Genomic DNA, 26,267 nt, shown 5'->3' with positions numbered 1-26,267 from the left:
CATGGTCTCAATTCCGCACCAATAAAAAACGCCTTCCCCTCCATATTCACAACACAGACGACAAGGCTCCTACGATATCAATCCTTCCCCCGCTTTATCTCGATCATCACCAAAACTGCTACCCCGAACACTATTCCAACAACCCATTTCAACACAGTCTCCACCCGTATTGAACCTAGGTATCTATCTTCCAAATCCACTATATTTGTCGGCTCTTCCCCTTTCCCAAGCTCCTCCAGATCCTCTTCTGCGAGTGAAATATCACTGCTTCTGCCACAATCCATGATATACATTACCCCGTCACGCAAGTAAGGAAAAAGAAGATATTCATTTCCTTCCTGAAACTCGAATGTACAACTGCTAGAGCTGTCGGTATAAATGATAGCTTGAGAATCCTCCATTCCCTTCCAGGATTCAGAAACGGAGAAGAGCACTTCATCATACCGCTCCCCGTCAGACATGGTTTGATTCTTATGAATTTTTAGCACGGTGCCCCTGAATACTGCTGTGGCAACTTCCATGGCTTCTGTTGCAGTGTCAGGAGGGTCACAATCACAAGCCATCGCAGTAGGTGCCGGGAAAATTATCACCAATAAAACTGTAACCAACATTAAGAGCTTTAGTACTCTTTTTATCACAATTCCCCCTTTGGTTCTGTTCACCGTCCTACCCTAAATCGAATCATGATCATCACCAATAATTCCTCATGATCTCATCCACCCAGGCAGGTTGCTGCACTTGTTCCTTTGGCAAAAACTCCTTCATCACTGGCTTGATATCTATCACGGGAGTCCCGTCTATGCAATCCATGCCAGCGACAACAAGTATTCTTCCCTCCCGTTTCAGAAGCTTTACCGTTGTGAGTCCAATGCGGTTTGGCCTGTTCTTTCCGCGCTGGGCAAAGATTCCGACCTTGGGAAGCTTCTCGTCATTTCTAGGGTGCCTTGCTCCTGCAATGATTTTTTCTTCATCCACTTTATGAAAGTGGAAAAGTACCTCCAGATGGGAAAACTCCTCTATCCCGTCCAAGGCATCAGGCGGGAAAGCATCGTCCAGAATGATCCTCGTTTCAATTCCGGCCCAATGGTCGTCCTCGATTACCGCTCTATCGTTTTTTGCAATACCGATTGGCTTTACCATCATCATATCTATCAGTCTCCTATTTCAATGGATTGCTCCATATCATCTTTTTTCCGGAAAATCTCTCCTACAGCACAAACCAGCAACAAACATCCAAATAAATTCAGGAAAAAACTTGGCGATAGGACATGAACAAGCGACAGCCCTAGCATTGCACACCCAACAAGTAAATAATGATGCACCGCATGCAGATGATATTCCTTCTGCTCTATATGCCAGGCTCGGAAATACCCCTGCAGGAAACCCAATAAAACTTGGATCAGCAGTACCACATAGGGTAGGGAGTCGAACGGGGTACGAATAAGTCCAACTCCGAGATAAACCGCACCCATCCCAGCGTATACGAGAAAGATATAGGATCGCCCCTTATTTTTTTTCGTCTGATAAACCCTGTATCCCCATGCTGCTGCAAAAGAGAACATAGCAAAGAACCATGCAAATAGTGTATACGTCATGGAGGCTTCTTTCAGCCAAATGATGTAATATGGCAAGATGGCGACTTGCCCAACTGTTACAATAAGGGGGATATTTTTCATGATGTGCTTCCTTCTTTTAGATAATATTCATAAAAAAGGTTCTGGAAGACTTCATTCGGATCTCTCCGCATTTTCTCCTCCTGAAACTCTTCCCAAGCAGGATAAGACTTCCTGAACTGCTCTTTCGTCTGATAGCGGTAATAAGGAAGATAATAGGTCCCGCCATGGTCGAGTGTCAGATCCGTCCAATTCTGAATGATGTCTTTTGCCCCCTCGATCTCTTCTTCCTGCAAACCATGCTGAATGAGAATCACCAGGCCAAGCATATCCTCTCTTGCATAGTTCAATGCAGTCATATTGTCCTTTGACGCATAGCGGACAGTGATGTTGTGCACTTTGAAGTCCTCCTTGCTGTCATTGGAAGCGAGCAATTTCTTCAGATCCTGAAGATACTCTTCATAGGAATCGACAGGAACAAAATATTCCTGCAGCACCTCAACACGACCCGGGGTGGTATATTCCATAAAGGTTGATTCGGAACGCATCACGTTATTTCTTGTAATCGTTTTACCCTCAATGGAACCGATATAATGCCTTTGCGATTCCCAGAACAGGTCCTCTAGTTTGCCGCCTTTCCGCCCAATATCCAAGGCAAGCTTACTTATGCGAATTCCTTGTTCATTTTTTAAAGGTGTTTCCTTGTCGGTCTCTCCTGTGTAGTCATAATTGATAGCATACATTTCCTCGAGAAACGTTTCTGGTGCAACACTGACCCTCGCGTAGTGCATGGCGGTCTTATCATCGTCCATTAACTCATTAAAGTATGCTTCATACTCCTCCGTTTTCAATTCCTCTGTCCGGATGGTATAGACGTCATTGTCCGTCAATTCCAATGTGACATCCAATATGATACCGAATAATCCATATCCCCCGAATACGTATGTCATCCATTCCTCGGAATCCGCCTGTGTCACTGAAATGATTTCACCAGCCGGGGTGAGCAGGGTCATTTCCTTCACCGTCCCAGCCATCGGGCCAAAACGGATATCCCTTCCGTGGGCATTAACAGACAGGGAACCTCCGATAGTAAAAATGGATTGGGACTGTGTAACCTTCAGTGCAAGTCCATATGGTGTGATGGCTTCCTGGACATCCTCCCAAGACGCTCCCGCCTCAACCCGGATCGTCTTGTTCTCTTCATCAATTTCCAGAATTTTATCCAGGCTGCGCATATCCAGCACGACACCATCTTTATAGTAGGTATGGCCGCCCTGTGAATGCTGGAGTCCGGCAAGGGAAATTTTGTAGCCTTTCTCATTAGCCTCTTTGATAATTTTCTGGAAGTCCGAGCGGTTTTCAGCCTCCATTACTCGTTCTACTCTCTCAGGAAGGAGCCCAGTATAATCCGTTGCGAGATTGCTTTGTGAAAGCCCATATTTTCTTTTTTCAATTGGAATGTTCCATAAAATCAAACTTAGAAAAAACACGACCAATAATCCAAGGAACCATGGCCTCTTCGTCACTTTCGTTATTGTCTGCATACCAACACCTACATGTAATATTTTTGTAATATTTATCTATTACTCTATAATTCACCAGAATGACTGTATTTCCTCTTTTTGTTAAAAAAGCGCTTCCCCGGTTAGAGAAAGCGCTAATTTATTCTATAATATTTTTAAATCCAATATATTATTCACTTACATATTTTTTTAGTGGTTCCCAGTAGTTCTCTGTCCATCCTACTTTAAGATGTTCTACTTGGCCTGCTGGAAAACCAACATGCTCAAATATCAGAAGTGTTTCATTTTCTTGTTGCTGGAACTCAAACTTTACGATGGAATAAACGCCAGACTCCCAGTTGCCAGCCCTCCAGGCTTGAACGATTCGTTCATTCGGGACAATTTCAATCATTCTGCCTTCAATCATACCTCCGAAAAGTGAGAAGGATCCTCCAGCGTCTGCTTGAATATCGGTAGGTGCACCACCCGTTACTTCACTGAACCGTTTGGAATCTGTCAATGCCTGGTATAAAGTATTTGGGTTTGTTTTAAAAGTAATTTCTTCATGAATAGTAATTGTCATTTATTTTCCCTCCAAAAATATTATTTCTTTACTGACCAAGGATCAGTGCCAATGTCGATTCCTTCTGCCAAGAGTTTGATGCGTTCCATGTAGTGCGTCCAGCCGTTATTATTGGACGTGACTTTTTCACTCGGTATGTCATAATGGTTCAGCATTAACAGCGTCCCATTCTGTTTAGGAGTCAAGAGAAATTCAACAGTACTTGAACCTGGAGGCATAATTTCAGAGCCTTCCCATCCCCATGTCAACACTATTTTTTCATTGGGGATTATTTCTTTGTATTCCCCTAAAGCAATGTTTTCCCCATTAATATCAATTCTGTATTTTCCACCAATTTTTGGCTCAAGCAGAATCTGTCTGCCCATCCAACGGACCATCTTTTCAGGATGGATGAAAAAACTGAAGAGTGTTTCGGGACTGCATTCAATAAATATTTCTTTCCTTAGGGTCTCAGTCGTTGGACTCATGTTTCCTCCTTTCTTCCTCCTCTGCAGCTTCCTTCAAACGAAGCAAGCTGTCGTCCCAGAATTGGTCAACAAATTGTTTTAATTCACCAAAACCTTCCCTTCTTATTCGATAGTAGCGTTTTGTTCCTGCCTTTCGAACGATTACAAGACCTGATTGCTCTAATACTTTCAAATGCTGTGATATTGCAGGAGCTGAAATATTAAAATTCTTTGCGATTTTACTTGAAGTAAGCTCCCCATCACGAAGAAGATATAAAATTTCACGACGTGTAGGTACGGTTAATGAGTGTATGATTTGTTCTATCATAGTTTTAATTTAGCATACACTTAATTAAGTGTCAACTTAATAAAAGCTCGATAGTTAAGTAGATTTTCACATTTTGACACAAAAAGAATCCTTGTTGCACAAAAAACACAACATGGATTCAGATATTTTTTAATACAAAGGTGTTTGATTATACCACTTAGGGACTAAAAGGTTGAAGTTATCATGATCGCTCAGCACATCCATGGAATAACCATAAAGAACCTCATACTGTTCCGGACCCATTTTCATGCCCCAGACAATGGCTGACACGACATGCATGGCACTGTATAAACTGTAAAGCTCCCAAAATGCCTGGGTCACCCCTCCAACTTCATGATACCCATCGACAACTCCTTTAGTAAAAGGGACACTCACACGCTTGGAGAAGAACCCAAGCTTTTGCAGGTCATGGATCGGATCGCCCCAGTCCATTCTTTGAAAATCGATGATACCAGCAAATGCCTTATTATGTATGACAAGATTGGATGGATGGAAATCATCATGTTGAAAGCGATTTGGCCGCTCCTTCATTAAATGTTCATTCTTTCGGATGTAGCTTTCAAGCAATTCCTTCAGCTTTTCATCTATTTCTACCTTCTTTAGTTCTTCTATGTATCTATCGCTTTTTTTCTTTTTAAGGATATGCCACGGTTCATAGTCAGTTGGCGCCTCAAGTTCATGCAGCTTTTTCAATTCCCTGCCAGAGTCAAATCCGGCATGATACTGCTCTTTTTCCGTTAATTCTTTCATGGCAACTTCCGCATCTTCCCCAGGCAGGAACGTGAGGATCATATATGCTTTTTCAAGCTCCTCCAATGTATTGAACTCTACTCCTGCAGGAACATAATTCGAATAGGCAGAGAGGGCATAGATTGTATCGTATTCCATTCTTCTATTTTTTACGTCCTCAATCGGAAATAATCTCAAAAGGTATTTATTATCAATGATATACTTCTTGTCAAAGGAAAAACCCTTATCGAGCTCCACAATGCTTTTTGCATTTTTCAGATGCGTAATCTTTTCTTTTATTTGACTATCCATTGAATCCCACCTTCTCTCTATAATCTACTCCTCATTTTACAACATGGGGACAGGTTCCGTGTCCCATTTTGCTTTAATAAGGTGGGACAAGGGACCTGTCCCTCCCACATGCTATAATGGTTGTAGAATTTTACAAAGGAGTAATGGCAGATGGATAAAAAAGAAGTCGAAAAAAGAATAGTTGAAAACTATCAAAAAGAAGAAAACATGATGATTTTAGTTTTTGCACAGTGGTGCATCAACCATGACCTGGATCCATTAGCACTTTACACGAAAGCCTACCCGAATCAGGGGAATAACCCTGCTCTTTTACAGGCATTGGAACTTACCGTTTCAAAGGAAGAAGCTGGGGAGATCAGCAACGAAACGCTTTTAGGTGTGTTATCACTGTTTGGCAATGATGATCTGGCGTTTGTGGTGAGTGAAGAGATGGAGCGCTTGAAAGATTGAAATTGAGTGGAGAAAAAATTAAAGGCGACATCCCGATTATCAATGGATGCCGCCTACTTTATTTGCATATTTAACCATTTGTGCCGTCGCTCAGCGAAAAAAGAGGGTGAGGCGGTAAGATAACTACTGATTCTTAGTATATACCGTTTTAGATATTTTCCATGACCAAATCACCACTGGAATGAGTAGAATCGATAGAAATCCTCCAGCAAGTGAGAGTGTTGCATAACTCGAATGTGCTACGACCATACCAGATAGTGCACCACCGGAAGCACCGGACAAGGCGATCAGGACATCCACCGACCCTTGTGTTTTCGCCCTTGTTGATGGAGTGGTGGAATCAATGATAGTCGCAGTTCCGCTGATCAGGCCAAAGTTCCAACCCAGACCAAGAAGAGCAAGCGCGATGATTATTCCGAACAGGCTGTCTGCTGGTGTATATGCAGCTACGAGACCGGAAAGAAGAAGTGTGCCTCCCGCAGCGATGGTCATTATGGTACGTCCTACCTTGTCTACTAACATACCGGTGACCAAAGATGGAAGATACATTGCGCCTACGTGTATTCCGATGACAAGACCCACATCACTTAATCCATGACCATGATGCCCCATATGTATGGGTGTCATAGTCATGATGGCAACCATCACCACCTGGGTCAGGATCATTACGGAAGCTCCGACTACAACTCCTTTTTTCGAAGTTGGGAGAATACTTGTATCAGAGAAATTATCTGTATTCCTTCTCTTCCATTCTTCCAACTTTTTAGCAATTAAAAATGGATCTGGTCGAAGAAAAGCCAGTAGAATAAGACCGGCTATCATGAAAGCTGCTGCGGCTAAAATAAACGGGCCTGCCAACGGAGGAATTCCAATGGAAGTCGCGAAACCACCCATTACCCCTACCAGGTTCGGTCCAGCCACTGCACCCAATGTCGTAGAAACCAGCGCTATACTGACGGCTGTTGCTCTCTGTTTGGAGTTTGCAAGATCCGTTCCGGCATATCGAGCCTGAAGATTTGTAGCTGTCCCTGCCCCATAAATGAAGAATGAAGCAAAAAGCAGCGGGACATTACTTGTTATGGCTGCCAGTACGACTCCTATCGCACCGATGCCCCCAGTTAAAAATCCAGCTGCAAGCCCAGATCGTCGGCCGAATTTTTGAGAAAGTCTCCCTACTACTAGCGCCGAACCAGCTGAACCTAGAGTAAACAGTGCAACCGGAACTCCAGAAAAAGCATCCGTCCCCAACATATCCAGTGCCAGAAGCGCCCCCACAGTTATCCCTGCGGCAAGACCCGCTCCTCCAAAAATCTGCGAAAGGACCACTATGAAGAGAGTCTTTCTGTACAGCCCCTCGAGTTTCTCTGGAGAATTTATATATGGATAAATTTCTTCATCCATTTCCCCCTCCAAAGCATTTGAATCGTCTATCCTATGTTTGTTTAACATGATGTAAGCCGCCCTTCAGGGACAGGTACCGTGTCCCGCTAAAAAATCAGAAGAAATCATAGAAGAATGAAGGTCGGTTAGGTAAAAGACTTTCCAACTTTTCTATTTCTTCTTTTGTTCCATCCAATAAATCTAACTGATACAATTCCATAGGGCGTTTGTACCCGAATAGAATAGTAGATAATGAGTTAATATCTAGTTTTACTATAGAACTTTCTTCTATCCTACCACGGCTGTCAATTACTGTTACTTCACCGTTTTTCAAGGAAAATGTTTTATCATTCCAACTCGCATATGGATCCGATAGTTGAAGCACAACCTCTTTATCACTCCACTGGAAAGCGTACTCTTTAAGAAATTTTGCCGCATCAACAATTCTCACCATAAAATATGGAGCGATCTCCGCCTTCACATTCGGTTCCTGGAGCGAGAATAGCAGTGGATCTTTTTCCTCTAGGATCATTTCCACTTGATCTAGCATCGAGTCGTGCTGGCAGATGAAATTCCAAAGGCCTTTCCTTGCCTCAGAAGTCAGCGCGACAAATTCTTCGACCTTCATTTTGGAATCCTTGACAGAATATAGAATATAACCTATTGCTTCCTGGCTATTATTATAGTAGATTGCAGTAGATTCCCCGTCACATATGTTTTCCCACCATGAAAGTTCACGGACGAGCATTCCTGAGAATCGAGTGGCAAATTGAGTATAAATCTCGTTCAAATCTTGAAAGTTGTGATTTTTTATCGCACGCTTGATGCTACCAGGAACATGCTCATGCATAACGAGATCCGCTTTCGCAAGTGTACATTTGACTCGATTCGTCAGAAGCTCCCAGCCATACTTCCTATAGAAGGAAATTTTAAAAGGATGGAGCATGGACACAAGGTATCCTTCTTCCTTCATCTGCTCCAGTACTTGTTTCATTAGATCTTTTACATACCCTTTACGGCGGTGCTCCGGATAGGTGGCAACCCCTGCGATGCCACCCATTTTCCACTTCTGCTCACCTGTATGTACTTCCAACGGGATAAGATGCAGCTTTGCGGCAAGCTTTTCTTCCTCAAAAATCCCAAGTATGGAATGCTTCTTCACCTGCTCCATGCGTTTTGGGATATCTGCTTCCGGTACTTTATATTGAAATGCATATTCTGATAATGCGATTGCTTCCATGAAATGATTTTCTTTTAAGTGAACTATTTTTTGCATAATGATTTCCTCCTTATGTACCCTAATCTCGCAAGCTATTTCTATTAAAAAATTTTTCATACTTCCCTCTAAAGTCAAAATATTTCATTCAGAAAGTGGGCAAACTTTAATGAAATGATCGAAAGATTGGGGAGAATTCTATCAAAAAACAACTATACATCTTCATAGGGCTTCTATTTCTTTTCGTGCAATTAGAAAGCCCGCACATAACTGCCGCATCCATCCTAGACGAGCCAAAAGAAAAGATGATCGGTTCTATACCAGAAGTTAATCTTACTTTATATGCTCAGGAAAGAGATGGCGAACTAGTGAATTTCCGACTGGATGTGAATGGGGGATCAAAGTATTTCCCCTATTGGCGGAATGTAGCCAATGAAACATACGCTCCACAACTCTTTTACAAGGATATTAATACTGACGGTAAAAAAGACTTAATCATCGTCCTCACCCAAGGTTACGGAACAGGTGTATTAGAGCAAAACGTACATGTCCTTCACCAAACGCAAACCAATCTGGGAGAGGTGTATCGAGAAATAATCGTTGATGATCCAAGGACTATCTTGCTTAGAAATGTCAAAACCAAGTTGACAAAATCCGAAGCAATCATCAGCATCCGTGATAGAAAAGAGACATATAGCATTGAAAAAATCGTGTTCGGACCAGAAGGCTTATTCTCCAATATTGTAACTGATAATTTGATAAGCTTTGATGTGATCGGTAACCAACTAACCGCGAAAATGGGATGTCAAATCGGCCTAGGGATTTTCATTGGAAGCTTTTATATCACTTACGAATATAAAGATCACTTCTATCAAATGAAGGATATAGAGTTTCGCTGGGGTGAGTAGGGACAGGTTCGTTGTCACACTCACCCTTCAAAAAAGGCACGGGGATACTCCACTACTCCTGAAACCCCATCCAACGCGTTTTCCTTCAGTTCCAATGCCATGAACACTTCATCTGGTACTTCAAAAGGAGCTTTTATGCCCCATAACGAAGCAGGCTTGAATCCGAATTTAGAATAATAGGTTGGATGACCTAACACAATGACCGACTGAAAACTAGATTCTTTCGCCACCTTCAAAGCCTCGTTCATTAACCGCTTACCTACACCTTTGTTCTGGTATTCGGGCAGGACGGAAACAGGTGCAAGAGCCAAGGATTCCGTACTGTCATCTTCCTTTTTGATTTTCAGTTTCGTCAGAAGGATATGTCCTACAATCTCTTCGTCATCTGCAACCAAAGATAATTCAGGTACGAAGGCTTCAGACTTACGCAGCCGTTGCACCATTTCATGTTCGGTTTTATCACTGATTTTCACGTTGGCAAAAGCTTTTTGGATAACTCTTTCCGTTGAAGGATAATCACTTGGGATCTCCTGTCTTACCATCATATTCATATCGATTTTCTCCTTATGTAACTAACAAACTATTATTCAAGTATATCTTTCGCCAAAAGCATTCAAATTCCTCTATTTATCACGAATATACGGACCTGTCCCTTTGACTCAAATGACATATAAATCTGCTATCCATCATAAAGAATTAGAAGTACATTCTGAAGGGGCTGAAGCGGATGCGTTCGAATTATAGAAAATGGTCGGAGTACCCTTATCAGGGGGAGCAGGTTCCTCCAAGAGGTGCACCGGAGTCAGGGTATTGGCCGATGTTTTTTTTCAGGAGGGAAAGCGCGAGCCGGTTTATCGACCCCTTTGGCAGACCGATTCAATGGCAGATAAAAAATCCTCTAGACATCAATTGGGAATCCGAACTGCAGCTGGTGGAACAAACCAGGTACGCCATCACACCCCAACAGATTCAGAGTGCACAATATTGGGCAACTGGTGAAATGACATCCAGGTTCAGCAGGTTGATCTATGAACTAGGTACCAAGTATCAAAAAGGATCACCGACTATTGCGAGAATGCAGGGGTTCTATCAAGCTTCCATAAACGATGTTTTTGTTATCTGCTGGTATTTGAAATATAACTGGGATGTTGCACGCCCGAATCAATATGGACGAAGCTTCGTGCCTATCATCACCACTCCTCGATTCCCAGCCTATCCATCCGCCCATGCTGTAATTGCTGGAGCATCGGAAGTCATCATCGGCTACTTTTTCCCACAGGAAGCAGCAAATATTAAATCAATTGCCGAAGATGCAGCACTGTCCCGCCTCTATGCAGGGGTCCATTTCAAAGCAGACAACGACGAAGGCCTGCGACTCGGCCGGCAGAATGGTGGGTATGTCGTGGAACTGATGAAGGGGCAAAATATTAATCTTTGATTGGAAAAGTAGAAATCTGACAAAGAAGCAGAGTGAATTCACGACTGCTTCTTTGTCAGTTAGGATCAACCCAATCTTGTTGTAAGATTACTTCCATAAAATAATCTATTGTCCTTCCCTTATAAACTCTTCAAAAATTGAAATCGATGTAAGAATCATACCTGCTATGAAAACAGCGATTGTTGCAAGCCAATGAAAGAAGGTCATAGAAATGAGGGTGGATGCAAATGTAAAGAAAAGCCAGCGGTAACTGTTTTTGATATTCCTCATCCCCTCTTTTAAAATTGACCTGCATTCTTCTCTTCCCATACAAGCTTGCTGAATTCTTCCGCAAATACTTCTACCGCATTATTCAATTCCTCCAGATTGTTGTCCACTCCGCCAACTTCTAATAATAGTGAACGCTCCGAAAGATCCTGATTATAAATGCCGTCCCCTTGCGATTTATTTTTAATCAATACACCTCTGCACAGTCCTGGATACTTTTCTTCAATTGCATAATATAGCCTGTCTGCAAACTCCAAGTTTTTTTCAAAGTTTGCATGATCTTCCCCCACCACAAATAACAATCTGGCATACTTCTCCCCATTAATATTTATCGTGGTTTTTTCTTTTCTAAACGAATCCCTATGAATATCAATTACATACCTTACTTCCTTATTTGTGGACAAAACCTCTTTCACTACTTCTCTTGATAGTTGGTAAGAATTATAGTAATTCCAACCTCTTGCGTGTAATTGCTCGGTCACATTGGAAGTGTTATGCTTTGACTTTAACCCTGCACCCATTAGAGAATTCTTCAGCATATTTCCAACTGCGATTACATTTGCACTCGAATTGTTGCTTGTTGCTTCATCTGGATCTGATACACCTTTTAATAATGGTAAAAAAGACTCCCAGCTATGCGAATGATAGATATAAACCAATTCTTCCTCAAGCATTCTTTCAGGGGTGGGAGGAGTATTGATCTCATCTGGATCCAAGAGGGACTGTTCTGCAATTTCCCGCTCTTTTAAAAGCACTTCCATCGGGGCAGATGATTCATGAAGCAAATTGGTATAATCCGTCCCTTCACCTGCAATATGTATTTTATAGTCATAGGCAAAAAAACCAGGAATCTCATTCCCCAAAAGGCTCCTGACATCATTCGGTTTAATATTTGTCGCTAATTGAAAGAGCATGCTTCCTATGGGTATCTGTTTTACTTCCACATCATTCCCGACAAAATATTGGTTTTGACTTTGTACAATCGCTAGAAAGAGATCCTCCACTTCAATGTCCTTCATCCAATTGCTGATAATTTCAGAAGACATTCTGTTGGAAAAGACCGTACTAACAGAAGAAATGATGATGAATGCAATAAATATGGTTAGAAAGGTGCCATTAATATAAAAAACGACTATTTTCTTTGTGGAACGATTAGAACGATTAGTAGAGTTAATAGATATCCCCTCCTTCCATACCATATATATTCCAATTAAAAAGGTATAGAAGTGGAAGATGTACTTATCTATGTATTATTAGATATTTTCTAAATTCTTGTTCAACCTAATCTTCTTCAATAATAAACTCCTTCGTGTGAATACCCCCATATCCGGAAGCTGAACTAAACATGATTTCATAGTTGCCATGTGGAATTTCACTTATCCGTAACCGGTATTGAACCTCCTCGTTAGGTTCTAATTCTAGTATTCTACCCTCATTACAGTTCCTATCTAAATCTAAATGTTCCCAATTTATTTCACCGATTTCATTGCTTGACTGATTTGAAATAGAAAAATTGTATTCCAACCATGTCGGAAACTCTAATGAAACTTGGCTTTTACCTACATTTGTTAGACTGAAGATGAACAGCAAGGTTCCGTCACTGTGTCTGCTTTCTTCAAGCTCAGCAAGGATTTTCGGATGTTCATCATTCTTGCCTTGATTAAAAAATACAAATAATATCAGGCAGCTCACAAGAAGGGTTACTAGCATGAGAATATTTCTTTTCAAGATGCACCCCCTAGATTCCTTAAGGAACAAAATGATTATTATTGTTAGGATTATGATGCTTCTGTGTTTCGTCTTTAATTGCTTCTATACCATCCTTCATTTTCTTATCATTCATGGATTTGTATCGATCCGTTCTTTTATCCAAAAAATAGTCGAATAGTAAAAATGAGATGACAAAAAGAAATACAATTCCCCAAAACATCATGAATCTCCCCTTTTTAACACTCTATTCTACCCCCATCGATAAATCCCCTTTTATTCCAATAAAAATCAAAAGAGTCACCAAATCATGAAGGGAAGTTCTGCTTGATCCAAGAATTCACTCATACATAAAAAAAACGAGTATAAAATCATGTTCGATTTTATACTCGTTTTCGTGGATATCACTTTTATAAATTTTTATCTTAAGGAGGTAACATGCTCTTCCAGACGATCCCAAGTTTCGGTTATCCCTTGTTCCATTCCCATGTCCAAGACGGTTTTTAGGGCTTCTGGAGATGCATATACGGCACGGTTGATGAGCTTTGTTTTTCCTGCATTTTCTTCGAAGTATAAATTGGTTTGAGTAGAAGGCATTTCTTTCGATTCATTGCCTTCTGCATCTGAGAAATAATCGATATACTCAATCTTTTCATCTTGGATGATATCTTGATATACCCCTTTGCCCCAAGATTCAAATCCGTAAAAATCACCTTGGTTTTCATCTACGCATTTCATGCAATAATGCCAGACGCCACCAACTTTAAAATCGAGGTCGCATACAGTAAGAACCCAACCACGAGGTCCCCACCATTGCTTTAAATGCTCTGCCTCCGAAAATGCTTTAAAGACCAAGTCTTTTGGAGCATTAAACTCCCTTTCGAGAACAAGTACATTACCCTCAACTTTTGAGATCATTTTTGTGGCCATGTTTTTTCCTCCCTTAGATAAAATTATTAACTTTTTTTCAGAATTCAAAAGTGGTAGCAATCTCCACCTATTCCCCATTGATGTCTTATTCGGTCTTTTTGTCTTCAGAAATAGATTCCTTTCCTTGCATTTTTAGGAGATAATCGTCAAGATTGTCAAACCTTTCATTCCAGATCTTGAGATAAGACTCCACCCAGGTGTTAAGTTCTTGGAAGGGTTCTGGCCGGAGCTTGTAAATTCTGCGGTTGGTTATTGGCTGCACTTCCACAATGCCGGCATCGCCGAGAACTTTGAGATGTTTCGAGACTTGAGGCTGATTGAGTCCCAGTTGTTCAGCAATCTCCCCCACAGATAGAGGACCTTGGCGCAAAAGTTCAACAATAAGCATCCGCTTTGGTTCTGCTAACACATTAATTACTTTCATATTTACAATATACCTCGTGAGGAATATTCCTGTCAACGAATATTGAGAAATTATTTATAATTCAGTATCGAGTAAAGATTTTGCTGCTTATTTCGTGCCCTAAAGCTTAAAATGAAAGAAGTACCGGCGTAACAAGGTGCTTTTTGAACTAAAAGGTGCAAACAGAGGGTAAATTCTGGGCCATCCTTTGTTTTTCTTTATTTTATAGGGCTAATGGAAAGGCCCCACCATCGCATAAAGTGCTTTGCGGTGAAAAATTCTAATTTACGATGAAAAACTCCTTGCTTATGCTGAAAAAAATTCATTTATGTTAAAAAACCCTTACTTTACGATGAAAAATCTGAATTTATGCACAAATGACAATAACAGACATCTTTCGACACGCGCTTCTCAAAATTCAAGGCGGAAACCCTATTAGTTCTCCGCCCTTGAACTTGTTCATAACAGATTTACCTATCCACTTACCATCCCAATAACCACTTTTACTGCATTCCGGTCTTTTCGTGCCAGTTTCAACCCATCACTTGAGTCCAAAACAAATACCCGTCTCCCAATCCAGACCCTAATGTATACCGACTGCAACTTTATTGGACCTATAAGACCTTTTTCCTCATATTCACTGCCATCTTCTAGCTCTGTTTCTGTCCTTAACAGCCATTTGTTGCCGACGCCGAATTCGATGTATTTCATATTATTCCTCTCTTACATTACGTTTCTACTTCAAAGTTATGTTAAAAGACTTATTCACTACTTCTTTCAATTCAAATAGATCATCAATCACAACATCCCCCATTGCAAGCTCCTCTTCTTTAGCAAAGTCAAAATTGCACCCTATCGCTAAAAGTCCATTAGCTTTAGCAGCGTTGATATCTGTCAGCCTGTCACCAACAACAGCCCCAGAAGTAATGGAATACTTATTCACAATACCTTTGACCAACTCGCCTTTATCCAATGAATCAATTTGCTGAATGCTGAAGGTTTCGGTTACCCAGGTGTCGAGATGGTAATAATCGACGATTGCTTTAAGATATTCGACCAGTCCATTGCTTGCAATAAAGATGGAGTAGCCCTTATCTTTCAGGAAGGTTAATGCTTCCACAGCATTGGGATACAGGGCTCCTTGTCCTTTCCGGATGTTTTCTATCAGCCTATCGTGGAAAATAACATTAGCTCTTTCTCTAAGCTCATAGGAATGAAGCGGCATTAATGTTTCCCATACGATTTGTATCGGTACGCCCATGATTTCCCTGTATTTTTCAATCGGTGTTACCGTGTCCCATTCCCCGACCTGCCTTAAGTGTTCAAATGTATCATCCAATGACAGCTCCAATATTTTATCTGTCTGGAATAGTGTTCCATCCATATCAAAAATGATTGCTTTCAAGAATCAATCTCTCCTAACTTTTCATGAAGTATTTGTTTATAGTCTTCCTTATTCCAAATTGTCACGGCACCTATTTCACCGTACTCGTATACCAGCTTTTCGACAAGCTTATAACCAATATAATACGCAAGCCGTGTGTAGCCATATTTTGTTCCACCATTAATGGAAAACCATTCTCGGAATATATCTGTTGGTGACAATGTGTTCATGTCTTCAAGGAAACTACTCATAATTGCTGTTAAATTGCGTTGAACAAAGTCCAGCGACTCGAGAGCTTCCTCAAAAGCAAAATATTCATCCTCCCTTGCCTCTACTGCCTGTTTTGGAAAAGTGGATTGCGCATCCCTCCTGCAGCAGCCAGGTGTAAGGACTATTCCAATCCACTATGCCCCAATCCATGCCTTCCCGGTCTGAGAGCATATGATGTAAGGCATGACCAAATTCATGTGCAATAATACATTCCAGGTGCAATTCATTAGAGGATAGCTTTTCTAAACAGAAAGCAACTTCCGGAATTATTTGGCGATAGGTAAAGGCATTCGATCCATAGATTCCTACCAGGAGATGTACGTCTTTTATGAACTTGACATGATACCTTTCTTCATATCGTGTGGCAATCTTTTGAATCAACCGCGGCAGCGACTCGCTCATCATCTTTTGATCGGGAAGCTTTTCCAGATGCTTTGGAACTGCCATCTTCTTTTTTTCTTGCACATTTTTGCAATGATACTTGAAATACTCTTCGAAATGTAGGGAATGCTCCCGAAAATATTCATTAATGTATGCTTCAGTTGGTTCATAGTTTTTTAGAAAGTCTCGTGTTGTGTTGTGAATGATCAGTACAAGCTCCTCCCTTCTTTAAGACATGGATTCTCTTTAAAATTACAGTGACACACGATCAGCATCATGAGTCATTTCGGAATTCTTACTTGCAGGGACAGAGGGACCGGTCCCTATGGCTCTTCCCGCTACTCTCCCAGAAAAGAGGCAGCCGCCAAGAAATGTGCCTTCCATTGCTCTGTAGCCGTGGACTCCCCCGCCGCCGAAGCCTGATACTTCGCCTGCTGCGTAGAGTCCCGGAACCACTTCTCCCGCTTGGTTCAATACCCTTCCTGACAGGTTTGTTTGGATGCCGCCGAGTGTTTTGCGGCTGACGATGTTGAGGCGGACAGCGATCAGCGGGCCATTTTTCGGGTCCAGTATTTTATGCGGGGGAGCAACGCGGATCAGTTTATCACCGAGGTAGTTACGTGCACCTCTTATTGCCGTTATTTGAAGGTCCTTGGTGAATTTATTATCCATCTCCCTGTCGCGCGCTTTGATCTGTCTTTCAATAGTCGCAAAGTCCAGTAGATTTTCTCCGGTCAGTTTGTTCATCCCTTCCACCAGCTCTGACAAACTATCGGCCACAATAAAGTCTTCTCCTTTATCCATAAAAGCCTTTACCGGTGCAGGTGCTCCCGGCAGGACCCTGCTTAGCACTTTCTTGATGCTTTTCCCCGTCAAATCTGGATTCTGTTCCGATCCCGATAGCGCAAATTCCTTTTCTATTATTTTCTGGGTCAAAATGAACCACGAATAGTCATAGCCCGTCTTCTGGATCGCATCCAGTGTCCCTAACGTATCAAATCCAGGGAAGTTTGGTGCTGGGAGACGCATTCCTTTTGCATCAAACCACAGGGAGGATGGACCAGGCAGGATCCGGATGCCATGCTGACTCCAGACGGAATTCCAGTTTTTGATTCCCTCTGTGTAATGCCACATACGATCACGGTTTACAACCCTGCCTCCTGCTTCCTCCGAAATGGCAAGCATGCGGCCATCCACATGCTCGGGCACCCCCGACAGCATTCGTTTAGGGGCCTCTCCCAAACGTTTGGGCCAGTTTTTCCGAATTAGTTCATGGTTTCCTCCGATCCCGCCGCTCGAAACCAGAACAGCATTGCCCCGGTAGGAGAAGCTATCGACGACTTCCCTTGAACTCTTTTCCCCTCGTGCAGCAGCACTAGGTACGAGAATATCCCCTTCCACTCCGACAACCACACCATTTGCCGTAATTAGCCGATTCACCCGATGACGCGGCCTGTATTCTACGAGCCCATTTTTCATATGCTCTCTCACTCTTTTTTCGAATGGTGCTACAATCCCTGGGCCTGTTCCCCACACAATATGAAAACGGGGTACCGAGTTGCCATGCCCTTCAGCGAGGTATCCTCCTCGCTCCGCCCAACCGACCACCGGAAAAAAGCGAACTCCCAGTTTGGTGAGCCACTCACGTTTTTCCCCTGCTGCAAAATCCACATATGCCTGTGCCCATTTCCTTGCCCAGTAATCCTCATCCTCCAAGCGGTCGAAACCGGCAGTCCCTAGCCAATCCTGCCATGCCAGCTCCTTTGAGTCCTTTATTCCCATTCGTCGCTGCTCTGGCGAATCCACCAGAAACAATCCTCCGAACGACCACCAGGCCTGTCCTCCGAATGAAGCTTCCGGCTCCTGATCCAATAGCATCACCCTTTTACCCGCATCCGCTATCTCCGCTGTCGCAACAAGGCCCGCAAGTCCTGCGCCAATCACTATCGCATCCCACTCCATTTCCCTTCCCCCTGACTACTCTTTTTACAAAAGATTCTGTTGTATCAATTCGACATCCAACGACATATACCTTTTTCCAACAAAACGCCTCCATTTGTAAAATTTGATTTTTTAGCCATAACGAAAAAATTGCTAAATATAATAGTAAATGTTAGGTCCTATCATGGTCCACCTATTGGCTAGACTCATAGTTTCGTGGAAAGCGAGGAGAATCTCATGACTACCGTTTTAGAAGTAAAAGAGCTCAAGAAATCATTTGGAGCCATTCATGCAGTACAGGATATCAGTTTCAAGGTGAAAGCAGGTGAGGTATTCACCATCATCGGACCGAATGGAGCGGGAAAGACGACCACGTTGGAAATGATAGAGGGCCTGGTGACGCCTGATTATGGCCACATTCAATTTGGGGATTTGGATTGGAATAGGAATGCCAACGCCATCAAGATGATGATCGGGGTCCAGCCGCAATCAAGCGCCATGTTCGATCTTTTGACGCCCGAGGAAAACCTTGAGCTTTTTGCTACTTTTTATGGAAAAGCACGTTCGACAGAAGATATCCTCGCCATGATCAATCTTACGGAACACCGCCGTAATCGAGTGAAGAATCTTTCAGGAGGTCAGCGGCAACGACTTGCCATCGGACTCGCTATGATCAGCGACCCAGAGATCATTTTCCTTGATGAACCTACAACGGGCCTTGATCCACAGGCACGCCGCAATATCTGGGATATCATCCTTCAGTTGAAGTCACTTGGGAAAACCATCATATTAACAACACACTATATGGAAGAAGCGGAGAAGCTTAGCGACCGGGTCTGCATCGTGGACCAGGGTAGAATCGTCACACTCGATTCCCCTGCTGCACTCATTGAAAAGCTGACAGTAGAAAGAGAAGTGCGTTTATCCTTTCTTGACGGTGTAGAGGCTGCAGAAGAAGGGGAGATATTTGCCAAAGATCTTTCATCCGTCTCGCGGACAGAGAGAGACGCGACCTCCCTAACTATATGGACTCCAAAACCCGAGGACACTCTCTATGACCTTTTTAAGTTTACAAAAGAACAAGAATATCAGATTGAGCAAGTCTCCATACGTGAAATGAGCCTGGAGGATGTTTTTATCGCATTTACCGGCAAGGAATGGAGGGATTAGCGTGGGTAGTTTCAATCAGTTCAAGAAAATGTTCACCACCCATCTTAAACTGACACTCCGCGAAAAGCAGGCCTGGTTCTGGGGCATCTTCTTTCCTGTCATCCTGATGGTCGTGTTCATGGTCATCTTCACCGGAGACTCGGATGATGAATTCAGTTCCGAGATTGCCATCGTAAATGAACAGCCGAACCCGACCTCAGATATGGTGTTGAACCAAATCAAGCAGATTGAGGTACTGGATATAAAATCGGATGAAACGGTATCGAGGGCACAGGCTGAGGATTGGGTAAAAGAGAAAGAGGTCGATGCGGCAATCATCCTGCCGGAATCCGCTGACGCAACCTCCATCACCTTGATTGTCAATAAAGAAAATGAACAGGGAGTGACCGCACAAGCGCTTTCTGGGATACTAGATAAATTCATCCAACAGGCAAACCTCTTTGTAGCAGGGGCAACCCCCACCTACGAAATGAAGTTTGAATCAATCTCTTCCGGCAGTACAGAGCTAAGCTATACCGACTTCCTGCTGACGGGGATGATCGCACTCGCGATAGCCCAGGGAGGCATGTTCGGCATGATTGACCTGGTTGAAATGCGTCGCAAAGGTCTGCTCAAGCGTCTCCGCATGACCCCTGCCAACATGGGGATTTTCGGACTGAGCGACATGACGATGCGACTCTTGTTCAGCATCGTGCAGATTATCCTGCTGTCTTTGATTGGCGTTTTCGTCTTTGGCGCAAATCTTTATATCAACTTCCTTAGCCTGTTCGTTGTATTTCTGATCGGTGCACTTTCCTTTAATGCACTAGGTTACTTCTTTTCCTCCTTCAGCAAAACAACGGAAGCATACATGGGGATGGCCAATATCGTTAACTTCCTCATGATGTTCCTGAGTGGGGTCTTCTTTCCGATCGAGACGATGCCAGGCTGGCTGCAGCCGCTTTCCAACGTCCTGCCGCTCACACATTTTGCAGAAGCATTAAGGCAAAGCATGGCATACGAAACAAGTCTATTCACTTCCACGCTTTGGTTGGGGATCGGGACTTTGGTGCTTTGGGCTGTGGTTGCCTTTTCCATTGGTTCCTTGCTGTATAAAAGGAAATCGATTGTAGCCACTAGATAAGAAAAAAGGTACTCCCTGCTCAAAGCAACGCAGGAGTACCTTTTTTTGATTTTTGTATTTTTTACATACCAGCAATTACAATTACATGATTAACCTTTTTTCCTCTATATAAGTCTATTAAATGTAGTTGATGTGACATGTTCCACGAGGAATTCTGCACTTTCCGAAATTTCCTTTTCACTTATATGAGGTGCACTGTAAAGTATAAATGGTTGCAGATATTTCATTTCTGTAAGCAATACTGTTTCCGAAAGAGGCAAAAGGAACTGTTCCATCGTATGTTTACTGGTACCTTCCGGACGATAGGATTCCTCCGGTTTTCCTGCAGATATCAAAAGCCCGTATTCCTTACCCTTCAGTTTGTTTCCTGTCCCATAAGCAAAACCATAGGTGTAGACTTCATCCTGCCATTTTTTAAGCAGAGAAGGTGTACTGAACCAGTAAAAGGGAAACTGGAATAGGATTCGATCGTGCTTAAGCAGCAGAATCTGCTCCCTTTCCACATCGATTTCCCCTGTAGGATATTCGCTGTATATGTCATGTACTGTTACCTTATTTTCCTGCTCCAGCCTTTCTTTCCACACCCGATTCACCTTTGATTCCTCCAGATTTGGATGAGCTACAATTATTAGTACTTTCATAGATGTTCAACTCTCCTAATTTCTTTTGTTTTTTTAAAAATGAGAATACAGATCTCCCTGCTTGCATGAAATACTTCTGACTGAAGAAATAAAATATGGCTTTAAGGGTTCTGTGGAAATAAGGGAAAAGCCCGAAACGGTTCAGCGCTTCGAGCATTTATTCAATTCTATATTACCACTCCCAAGGCATCTTAACCTTGCTACCGATCTTCTCCATGCGATATAGCTCTTTCGCCTTGTCAGAGAGCTTGTCATAGGTCTCTTGCGGGATATCTATTGATGAACCCGCTCCATACCAGCTTCGATTGAAGATCATCGCGAGGTTTGTTCTGCGGTAATCGGATTTGTTCGGTGTACCGCGGTGCCACATGCGAATATCACGGATAACGATTGAGCCAGCTTTCATGTATACCTTTTCGGAATACATATGTTCAGCAGCACGGACGATATGCATATGCGGATTCACCGAATTGTCCAGCGTATCGTGATTTGCACGGTCAGGATTCTGATGCGTGCCTCCTGGCCATACCTCAAGGGGTCCATTCTCTTCCGTCACATCCACTAATGGAATATTCAACACAAGGCTGAATGCCGGCAGCGGAATCGCCAATTCAGGGAAAAGCGGCATAATATCGCAGTGCGCATTCTGATAGTCGGAACCAGGCATCGGTGTATCGGATGCAAAATAGTTGCAATGATTCCATTTTCCAAGCAGCTCATCGATGACCGCTGTCGCAATCGGATGTGCAATCACATCCTCATCAATGAATGGCTCCATGAAAGGCAGAAACATCTGGGCACGATTCGTCCCTGTGTTATAACCCTTACGCTCAATGAATTCATCGAACATTGGATCAAAATGGTTGCGGATATTTGTAATCTTTTCTTCCGGAATCACGCTATCAAACACAATATACCCATTTGCCTTCACCTGCTCCACGGCAATTGCCAACGTTTCCGGATCCAACTTTCTGTTTGCTTTCTCCTGCTCTGTTAATTGAATGATCATTGTATTCCCTCCCCATGATTAAACCGCTTACAATTTCATCGAAACGTTTCGATATCAGTTAAAAAGAAACACTACAGGCTATTGATCAGACAAGTAGTGTTCTTTTATATATACAACATACAGAAAAGTGAAAATGATAGTCAAGAAGTTTTTAGAGAAAAAGCCACTCCATAAAGTATTGGAAGATAATGATCATCAGAAAAGTGACTCCTATATCAAAGCAAATCCACCAGAACTTCCTTGAGTAATTTTTATCAAAAAAAACACGCAACAGATTAAATACAATTACAACAAAGAAAATACCAGGAATGCTCATTAGTCCCTCCGAATTGAACATTTTTATCCCAAGTTCCCTTCATCAGCTTCCCATTTCCCCACTTCCTCCCGAACCCTAGGAGCGACCTCTTTCCCAAAAAGCTCGATGGCATTCATCACATCATCATGTGGCATTGTTCCAACCGGGATATGTATCATGAAGCGAGTGATGCCGACGTTTTTGCGAAGGTGGATGATTTTTTCAGCAACCGTATCCGGGTCTCCTACATAAAGGGCACCGTCAAATCTCCTGGCCGCATCAAATGTGGCACGTTCATACCTTCCCCATCCGCGTTCCCGGCCGAGTTTATTCATCACATATTGAGTGGATGGGAAGAATTTATCCCCAGCCACTTCTGAGCTTTCGGCAATAAAGCCATGGGAATGGGACGCAACCTGTAGTTTGGCTACATCATGCCCCGCCCTACTCGCAGCCCGCTTATAAAGCTTGACGAGCGGTATAAAGTGCTCAGGGCTGCCACCGATTATGGCAAGCACAAGCGGCAAACCCAGCATCCCCGCACGTACTACCGATTCGGCATTTCCTCCACTGCCAATCCAAACCGGCAACGGATCCTGGACTGGGCGCGGATACACACCAAGATTATGTATAGCTGGTCGATGACCGCCTCGCCACGTGACTTTTTCCGATTCACGAATTTTCAGCAACAGCTCCAGATTTTCTTCGAACAATTCATCGTAATCTTTTAAATCAAATCCAAACAGCGGGAAGGATTCGATAAAAGAGCCTCTGCCTGCCATAATCTCAGCCCTGCCGTTTGAAATGGCATCAAGCGTCGCAAAGTCCTGGAACACACGAACCGGATCTGCTGAAGAAAGAACCGTTACTGCACTCGTCAGACGGATTCGTTTCGTCTGTGACGCAGCTGCTGCAAGAAGCATTGCCGGAGATGAAGCGGCAAAATCTTCCCGATGATGCTCCCCCACTCCAAAAACGTCCAATCCTACCTGATCTGCGAGAACAATCTCCTCCACCACCTCGCGGATCCGCTGGGCGTGGCTGATTACCTCTCCCGTACTGGGATCTGGTGTTGTTTCGACGAAAGTACTTATTCCTAGTTCCATATCAGGTCCCCCTGGTGATAGTGTTGTGCTATTTCTTTTTCGCTTTTTCGAGCGCCATTTTCAAAAATTCTTCTTCCGTTATTTCACCCTTCAGTTTATCTCGCACCAGTTCCATATGCTCTTCGGTTATGGTAAAAACGGAAACTTCCATGGATGCTTTGGCATTACGAAGGGCTTTTTCATAGCTTTCTTCATTTTGTTTACTCAATTTCTTCTCCTTCTATTAAGCTACTCGGTTCCTGCTCCTGTTTCCACGCCACAAACTTATCGATATCTTTCTTCACTTTCCTAAAGGTAAGCGCAATTACCGCTGCATCATCAGTAAATCCGAGTGCCACCATCGCATCAGGTATGGTATCGAGCGGCATTACGAAGTAGAGGATGGCACCGACAATCATCAAGAGGGAGCCATAGGGGATGTTCCTGTAATCACCTTTTATATAAGCCTTTACAAGCTCAAACATCGTTTTCAGGCTTTCCCATGTTTCTTGGACAAATCCTTTGTCGCCTTCTTTATTCCTTGCTTTATGTTCTGCTCTTCTTATCAGGTTTTTAAGCTTGTTCGTATCTTTAAGGTATTCAGCCGCTTTGCTTTTCGTTTGTCTGTTTATCTCTTCCATTTGGTTGATCTCAGAATCCTGTTGTTCTGATCCGATTTTCTTTTTCCAGAACATGCCTCTCACTCCTGTTAGTTCAGGTTCACTTCCTTTTACAATAGCAGAAATCTTCCTTATTTTGTATTAGATTGCTTGTTCGATGCAAGAAAGTAACGAAATTTCTCTTCTCCCGTAGGATACATGGAGGTGATTATCGTGAAAAACTGGTTAATTGCAGTGATTCTCACTTACCTATTTTTCTTGTTCTTTGGTAGTTTCATCGCAGTCGGATTCCTCTTGACAGGGCAACTCGTAAAACCCTTACCGCTTGTTGAGGGAATGGAGCAGTTTCTCTATTACTTCTTTGCAGGCGCGATCGGTGGTTCGCTGAGGCATCTCTATATGTTCTGCACCCACTATATGAAGGATGAACTTCACAACCCCAGAGAGTGGATCATGTATATCTTTTACCCGCTCTTTGCGACAGGTACTGCGGTGATTGCCGTGACCTTGATTCAAAGCGGCATCCTATTCATCGAATTCACCAATCATAATAAGGACCACCCCTATGCGGAAATCAGTATCGCCTTCTTCATCGGCTTCGGCTTTAATCGATTTCTGGCAAAATTGAACAAGGTCTCGGAAAATATGTTTGACGCCAACAAAAATAACGCCAAATAAAGCCAATGGGTCTGGCCCTTTGGCTCATTCGTTTACCTGTTTCAGGAATGATGTAACAAATGCTCTTGCTTCTGTGGGAGTTTCCGGTCCGGTCACTTTATGGGAAAAGACGTATGTCAGTTCGTTCAGTGAAAACCTGTAGTTGATATATTTATCAGTATCCATTTCAACTTCCTTATAATAGATTCTTACTCCTTCAATACTCTCGATTTCCTCACCGGAAATAGCATTCACATTGGAAATATCTACTCTTATTTCAGAATGAACATCTTTAAGAGGGTTGATTACAGGTTTGCCGTAAACAAAATCGCCCATTTCTCTGATTTTTTCAACTTCCTTATTATCCAAAGTATTGCTTTCAGCTTTGTAAATAATTATTGCACCTAATGGTCTTTCTCTTTCAAATTTCCTCCCATCGATAGATGAGCCGGAATATGGAACCCAGATCATTTGCGCATGATACTTAGGATGATTCGGTATAATAACCTCTTTGTTGAACGTATCCGATAACTGCTTCTCCACCGCTTCATATACAGCCGGGCTTGCTTGTTGAGCAGGTTCCTCCTGGAGAATCTGATTCGCGACAAAATAACCCCCAACCAAGAGAAATGCGGCTGCAAGAACGGCGGAAACGACAGGATTTAAAAAATCCCTGAACAATCTTTTCTTCTGAGGTAATTCCAGACTATTCATCAGCCTGGAAAAAACCTCCCTTTTGTCCGCTTCCTGCATTTCCATAGACTCATAGCTTCCGAACTCCCGATCAAATTCACTTTCCTCAGTATGTTTCATGCTTGTAACCCTCCTTTATCATTTGTTTCTTTAATGCCTCCAATCCCCTGAATAAAGTCACTTTCACCTTATTTTCGCTCCAGTTGAGCACCTCTGCAGTTTCTTTGATGGTCAACTCTTTTATTTTTCTCAAAATGATCACATCCCGGTAGGAACGCTTTATTGCTTGAAGCGCACGATAAAGCTCTTCCTCCCGCTCTCCCAATTGTGCAATATTTTCCGGCAAGGTATATTGGGAAGCAAGTGGTGCGAAGGAATCAAACATATACCTTAACGGCTTTCTTTTTCTCATATCATCGATGGTGATATTTCTGGCAATGCGGTAAAGCCAATTTTTGTCGCTCGTCTCCCTTTAAAGGAAGACAGGCTGTGATAGGCTTTCAGATACGTATCATGGGTCAAGTCCTTTGCCCTTTCCTGATCCCCAATCATCATCAAAATGTATCGAAATATATCGTCACTATACTGGTGGTACCATTCTTTCAATTTCTCTTTTGCCTTTTCTTCCTGCACGTTGTACATTCACCCCTCTCTAGCGAAAGAATCTTGATGAATAATTTCTTGCCTTAAAGACGGCTCACTTTATTAAAAGTTACATTATTCCAAAAGAAAAATATGTATTTCTTATATAATTGTACAAACATAAAAATCGGGCACCATTCTAAT

At 42.7% G+C, this 26,267-nt stretch carries 36 protein-coding genes; 6 read left to right on the top strand and 30 right to left on the bottom strand.

What is annotated here, in order from left to right:
* Positions 1 to 77: 77 nt before the first annotated feature.
* From ABN702_RS06505 to ABN702_RS06470, 8 genes are all read right to left on the bottom strand, one after another.
* Positions 78 to 638, bottom strand: coding sequence for a hypothetical protein (locus tag ABN702_RS06505; RefSeq protein ID WP_417899923.1), 561 nt, complete (start codon positions 636 to 638; stop codon positions 78 to 80).
* Between the two features lie 52 nt (positions 639 to 690).
* Positions 691 to 1,146: a tRNA (N6-threonylcarbamoyladenosine(37)-N6)-methyltransferase TrmO gene (gene tsaA / locus ABN702_RS06500; protein WP_417899922.1), complete on the bottom strand. Its 456-nt coding sequence runs from the start codon at positions 1,144 to 1,146 to the stop codon at positions 691 to 693.
* 5 nt (positions 1,147 to 1,151) lie between these two features.
* The gene (locus ABN702_RS06495; RefSeq protein ID WP_417899921.1) at positions 1,152 to 1,676 is read right to left on the bottom strand and encodes a hypothetical protein; all 525 of its coding nucleotides are present in this window, start codon (positions 1,674 to 1,676) and stop codon (positions 1,152 to 1,154) included.
* Positions 1,673 to 3,157, bottom strand: a complete 1,485-nt coding sequence (locus ABN702_RS06490; protein WP_417899920.1) for an FAD-binding oxidoreductase — start codon at positions 3,155 to 3,157, stop codon at positions 1,673 to 1,675. Before ABN702_RS06490 ends, ABN702_RS06495 begins: the two co-directional genes overlap by 4 nt.
* A gap of 148 nt (positions 3,158 to 3,305) precedes the next feature.
* A complete protein-coding gene (locus tag ABN702_RS06485) occupies positions 3,306 to 3,698 on the bottom strand; it encodes an SRPBCC family protein (protein WP_417899919.1) in 393 nt (130 codons plus the stop codon).
* A 20-nt stretch (positions 3,699 to 3,718) separates the two neighbouring features.
* Positions 3,719 to 4,165, bottom strand: coding sequence for an SRPBCC family protein (locus ABN702_RS06480; protein ID WP_417899918.1), 447 nt, complete (start codon positions 4,163 to 4,165; stop codon positions 3,719 to 3,721).
* Positions 4,149 to 4,472 carry an ArsR/SmtB family transcription factor gene (locus ABN702_RS06475; protein WP_417899917.1) on the bottom strand — a complete coding sequence of 108 codons (324 nt, stop codon included), beginning with the start codon at positions 4,470 to 4,472 and terminating at the stop codon, positions 4,149 to 4,151. Before ABN702_RS06475 ends, ABN702_RS06480 begins: the two co-directional genes overlap by 17 nt.
* 129 nt (positions 4,473 to 4,601) lie before the next feature.
* Positions 4,602 to 5,513: an aminoglycoside phosphotransferase family protein gene (locus ABN702_RS06470; protein WP_417899916.1), complete on the bottom strand. Its 912-nt coding sequence runs from the start codon at positions 5,511 to 5,513 to the stop codon at positions 4,602 to 4,604.
* A gap of 150 nt (positions 5,514 to 5,663) precedes the next feature.
* Between ABN702_RS06470 and ABN702_RS06465 the strand changes: the two genes are divergently transcribed.
* The gene (locus tag ABN702_RS06465) at positions 5,664 to 5,963 is read left to right on the top strand and encodes a hypothetical protein (RefSeq protein ID WP_417899915.1); all 300 of its coding nucleotides are present in this window, start codon (positions 5,664 to 5,666) and stop codon (positions 5,961 to 5,963) included.
* A 123-nt stretch (positions 5,964 to 6,086) separates the two neighbouring features.
* Here ABN702_RS06465 and ABN702_RS06460 read toward each other — a convergent pair whose 3' ends face one another.
* Positions 6,087 to 7,364 carry an MFS transporter gene (locus ABN702_RS06460; RefSeq protein WP_417900843.1) on the bottom strand — a complete coding sequence of 426 codons (1,278 nt, stop codon included), beginning with the start codon at positions 7,362 to 7,364 and terminating at the stop codon, positions 6,087 to 6,089.
* A gap of 94 nt (positions 7,365 to 7,458) precedes the next feature.
* Positions 7,459 to 8,619, bottom strand: coding sequence for a GNAT family N-acetyltransferase (locus ABN702_RS06455; RefSeq protein WP_417899914.1), 1,161 nt, complete (start codon positions 8,617 to 8,619; stop codon positions 7,459 to 7,461).
* A gap of 185 nt (positions 8,620 to 8,804) precedes the next feature.
* On the opposite strand from ABN702_RS06455, the gene ABN702_RS06450 reads away from it, so the two are divergent.
* Positions 8,805 to 9,467, top strand: a complete 663-nt coding sequence (locus tag ABN702_RS06450; protein ID WP_417899913.1) for a hypothetical protein — start codon at positions 8,805 to 8,807, stop codon at positions 9,465 to 9,467.
* 20 nt (positions 9,468 to 9,487) lie between these two features.
* On the opposite strand, the gene ABN702_RS06445 is transcribed toward ABN702_RS06450, so the two are convergent.
* The gene (locus ABN702_RS06445; RefSeq protein WP_417899912.1) at positions 9,488 to 10,018 is read right to left on the bottom strand and encodes a GNAT family N-acetyltransferase; all 531 of its coding nucleotides are present in this window, start codon (positions 10,016 to 10,018) and stop codon (positions 9,488 to 9,490) included.
* A 176-nt stretch (positions 10,019 to 10,194) separates the two neighbouring features.
* Here ABN702_RS06445 and ABN702_RS06440 point away from each other — a divergent pair, with 176 nt between their 5' ends.
* Positions 10,195 to 10,905 (top strand): vanadium-dependent haloperoxidase, encoded by a 711-nt coding sequence (locus ABN702_RS06440; protein WP_417899911.1) that lies wholly within the window; start codon positions 10,195 to 10,197, stop codon positions 10,903 to 10,905.
* A 105-nt stretch (positions 10,906 to 11,010) separates the two neighbouring features.
* Here ABN702_RS06440 and ABN702_RS06435 read toward each other — a convergent pair whose 3' ends face one another.
* The 11 genes from ABN702_RS06435 to ABN702_RS06385 form a co-directional block, all read right to left on the bottom strand.
* Positions 11,011 to 11,175: a hypothetical protein gene (locus ABN702_RS06435; RefSeq protein WP_417899910.1), complete on the bottom strand. Its 165-nt coding sequence runs from the start codon at positions 11,173 to 11,175 to the stop codon at positions 11,011 to 11,013.
* 8 nt (positions 11,176 to 11,183) lie between these two features.
* A complete protein-coding gene (spoIIP, locus tag ABN702_RS06430; RefSeq protein WP_417899909.1) occupies positions 11,184 to 12,371 on the bottom strand; it encodes a stage II sporulation protein P in 1,188 nt (395 codons plus the stop codon).
* An 82-nt stretch (positions 12,372 to 12,453) separates the two neighbouring features.
* On the bottom strand, positions 12,454 to 12,900 hold the full coding sequence (locus ABN702_RS06425; RefSeq protein ID WP_417899908.1) for a hypothetical protein: 447 nt from the start codon (positions 12,898 to 12,900) through the stop codon (positions 12,454 to 12,456).
* Positions 12,901 to 12,919: 19 nt separating this feature from the next.
* The gene (locus ABN702_RS06420) at positions 12,920 to 13,105 is read right to left on the bottom strand and encodes a hypothetical protein (protein WP_417899907.1); all 186 of its coding nucleotides are present in this window, start codon (positions 13,103 to 13,105) and stop codon (positions 12,920 to 12,922) included.
* A gap of 194 nt (positions 13,106 to 13,299) precedes the next feature.
* On the bottom strand, positions 13,300 to 13,809 hold the full coding sequence (locus ABN702_RS06415; protein WP_417899906.1) for an SRPBCC domain-containing protein: 510 nt from the start codon (positions 13,807 to 13,809) through the stop codon (positions 13,300 to 13,302).
* Positions 13,810 to 13,894: 85 nt separating this feature from the next.
* Positions 13,895 to 14,233: an ArsR/SmtB family transcription factor gene (locus ABN702_RS06410; RefSeq protein ID WP_417899905.1), complete on the bottom strand. Its 339-nt coding sequence runs from the start codon at positions 14,231 to 14,233 to the stop codon at positions 13,895 to 13,897.
* A 453-nt stretch (positions 14,234 to 14,686) separates the two neighbouring features.
* The gene (locus tag ABN702_RS06405; RefSeq protein WP_417899904.1) at positions 14,687 to 14,923 is read right to left on the bottom strand and encodes a DUF3977 family protein; all 237 of its coding nucleotides are present in this window, start codon (positions 14,921 to 14,923) and stop codon (positions 14,687 to 14,689) included.
* A 25-nt stretch (positions 14,924 to 14,948) separates the two neighbouring features.
* Entirely contained in the window at positions 14,949 to 15,617 is a 669-nt protein-coding gene (locus tag ABN702_RS06400; protein ID WP_417899903.1) for an HAD family hydrolase, read from the bottom strand.
* Positions 15,614 to 15,826: a hypothetical protein gene (locus ABN702_RS06395; RefSeq protein WP_417899902.1), complete on the bottom strand. Its 213-nt coding sequence runs from the start codon at positions 15,824 to 15,826 to the stop codon at positions 15,614 to 15,616. The genes ABN702_RS06400 and ABN702_RS06395 overlap by 4 nt, the downstream gene beginning before the upstream one ends.
* An 85-nt stretch (positions 15,827 to 15,911) precedes the next feature.
* Positions 15,912 to 16,313, bottom strand: a complete 402-nt coding sequence (locus ABN702_RS06390; protein ID WP_417899901.1) for a hypothetical protein — start codon at positions 16,311 to 16,313, stop codon at positions 15,912 to 15,914.
* 186 nt (positions 16,314 to 16,499) lie between these two features.
* The gene (locus ABN702_RS06385; protein WP_417899900.1) at positions 16,500 to 18,209 is read right to left on the bottom strand and encodes an FAD-binding dehydrogenase; all 1,710 of its coding nucleotides are present in this window, start codon (positions 18,207 to 18,209) and stop codon (positions 16,500 to 16,502) included.
* 216 nt (positions 18,210 to 18,425) lie between these two features.
* On the opposite strand from ABN702_RS06385, the gene ABN702_RS06380 reads away from it, so the two are divergent.
* Both ABN702_RS06380 and ABN702_RS06375 read left to right on the top strand, forming a co-directional pair.
* Positions 18,426 to 19,358, top strand: a complete 933-nt coding sequence (locus ABN702_RS06380; RefSeq protein WP_417899899.1) for an ABC transporter ATP-binding protein — start codon at positions 18,426 to 18,428, stop codon at positions 19,356 to 19,358.
* 1 nt (position 19,359) lies between these two features.
* On the top strand, positions 19,360 to 20,481 hold the full coding sequence (locus ABN702_RS06375) for an ABC transporter permease (RefSeq protein ID WP_417899898.1): 1,122 nt from the start codon (positions 19,360 to 19,362) through the stop codon (positions 20,479 to 20,481).
* A gap of 104 nt (positions 20,482 to 20,585) precedes the next feature.
* Here the strand turns inward: ABN702_RS06375 and ABN702_RS06370 are convergent, their stop codons facing one another.
* The 5 genes from ABN702_RS06370 to ABN702_RS06350 form a co-directional block, all read right to left on the bottom strand.
* Positions 20,586 to 21,122 carry an NAD(P)H-dependent oxidoreductase gene (locus ABN702_RS06370; protein WP_417899897.1) on the bottom strand — a complete coding sequence of 179 codons (537 nt, stop codon included), beginning with the start codon at positions 21,120 to 21,122 and terminating at the stop codon, positions 20,586 to 20,588.
* A 172-nt stretch (positions 21,123 to 21,294) separates the two neighbouring features.
* Positions 21,295 to 22,131, bottom strand: coding sequence for a phytanoyl-CoA dioxygenase family protein (locus ABN702_RS06365; protein WP_417899896.1), 837 nt, complete (start codon positions 22,129 to 22,131; stop codon positions 21,295 to 21,297).
* 339 nt (positions 22,132 to 22,470) lie between these two features.
* Positions 22,471 to 23,532, bottom strand: coding sequence for an LLM class flavin-dependent oxidoreductase (locus ABN702_RS06360; protein ID WP_417899895.1), 1,062 nt, complete (start codon positions 23,530 to 23,532; stop codon positions 22,471 to 22,473).
* Positions 23,533 to 23,560: 28 nt separating this feature from the next.
* Positions 23,561 to 23,740 (bottom strand): hypothetical protein, encoded by a 180-nt coding sequence (locus tag ABN702_RS06355; protein ID WP_417899894.1) that lies wholly within the window; start codon positions 23,738 to 23,740, stop codon positions 23,561 to 23,563.
* Positions 23,733 to 24,206, bottom strand: coding sequence for a YkvA family protein (locus ABN702_RS06350; protein WP_417899893.1), 474 nt, complete (start codon positions 24,204 to 24,206; stop codon positions 23,733 to 23,735). The genes ABN702_RS06355 and ABN702_RS06350 overlap by 8 nt, the downstream gene beginning before the upstream one ends.
* 138 nt (positions 24,207 to 24,344) lie before the next feature.
* Between ABN702_RS06350 and ABN702_RS06345 the strand changes: the two genes are divergently transcribed.
* Positions 24,345 to 24,809, top strand: coding sequence for a hypothetical protein (locus tag ABN702_RS06345; protein WP_417899892.1), 465 nt, complete (start codon positions 24,345 to 24,347; stop codon positions 24,807 to 24,809).
* Between the two features lie 24 nt (positions 24,810 to 24,833).
* Here ABN702_RS06345 and ABN702_RS06340 read toward each other — a convergent pair whose 3' ends face one another.
* From ABN702_RS06340 to ABN702_RS06330, 3 genes are read right to left on the bottom strand one after another with little or no spacing between them, the layout of a single operon-like run.
* On the bottom strand, positions 24,834 to 25,601 hold the full coding sequence (locus tag ABN702_RS06340) for a hypothetical protein (RefSeq protein WP_417899891.1): 768 nt from the start codon (positions 25,599 to 25,601) through the stop codon (positions 24,834 to 24,836).
* The gene (locus ABN702_RS06335) at positions 25,588 to 25,893 is read right to left on the bottom strand and encodes an RNA polymerase sigma factor (RefSeq protein ID WP_417899890.1); all 306 of its coding nucleotides are present in this window, start codon (positions 25,891 to 25,893) and stop codon (positions 25,588 to 25,590) included. The genes ABN702_RS06340 and ABN702_RS06335 overlap by 14 nt, the downstream gene beginning before the upstream one ends.
* Entirely contained in the window at positions 25,890 to 26,123 is a 234-nt protein-coding gene (locus tag ABN702_RS06330; RefSeq protein WP_417899889.1) for an RNA polymerase sigma factor, read from the bottom strand. Before ABN702_RS06330 ends, ABN702_RS06335 begins: the two co-directional genes overlap by 4 nt.
* Between the last annotated feature and the right edge of the window lie 144 nt (positions 26,124 to 26,267).

Origin of the sequence: Bacillus haimaensis, assembly GCF_048270625.1 — a bacterium.
Lineage (GTDB): Bacteria > Bacillota > Bacilli > Bacillales > Bacillaceae_I > Sutcliffiella_A > Sutcliffiella_A haimaensis.
Note: the sequence above shows the minus strand (reverse complement) of the source record. Positions and strands in the feature narration are given on the sequence as shown.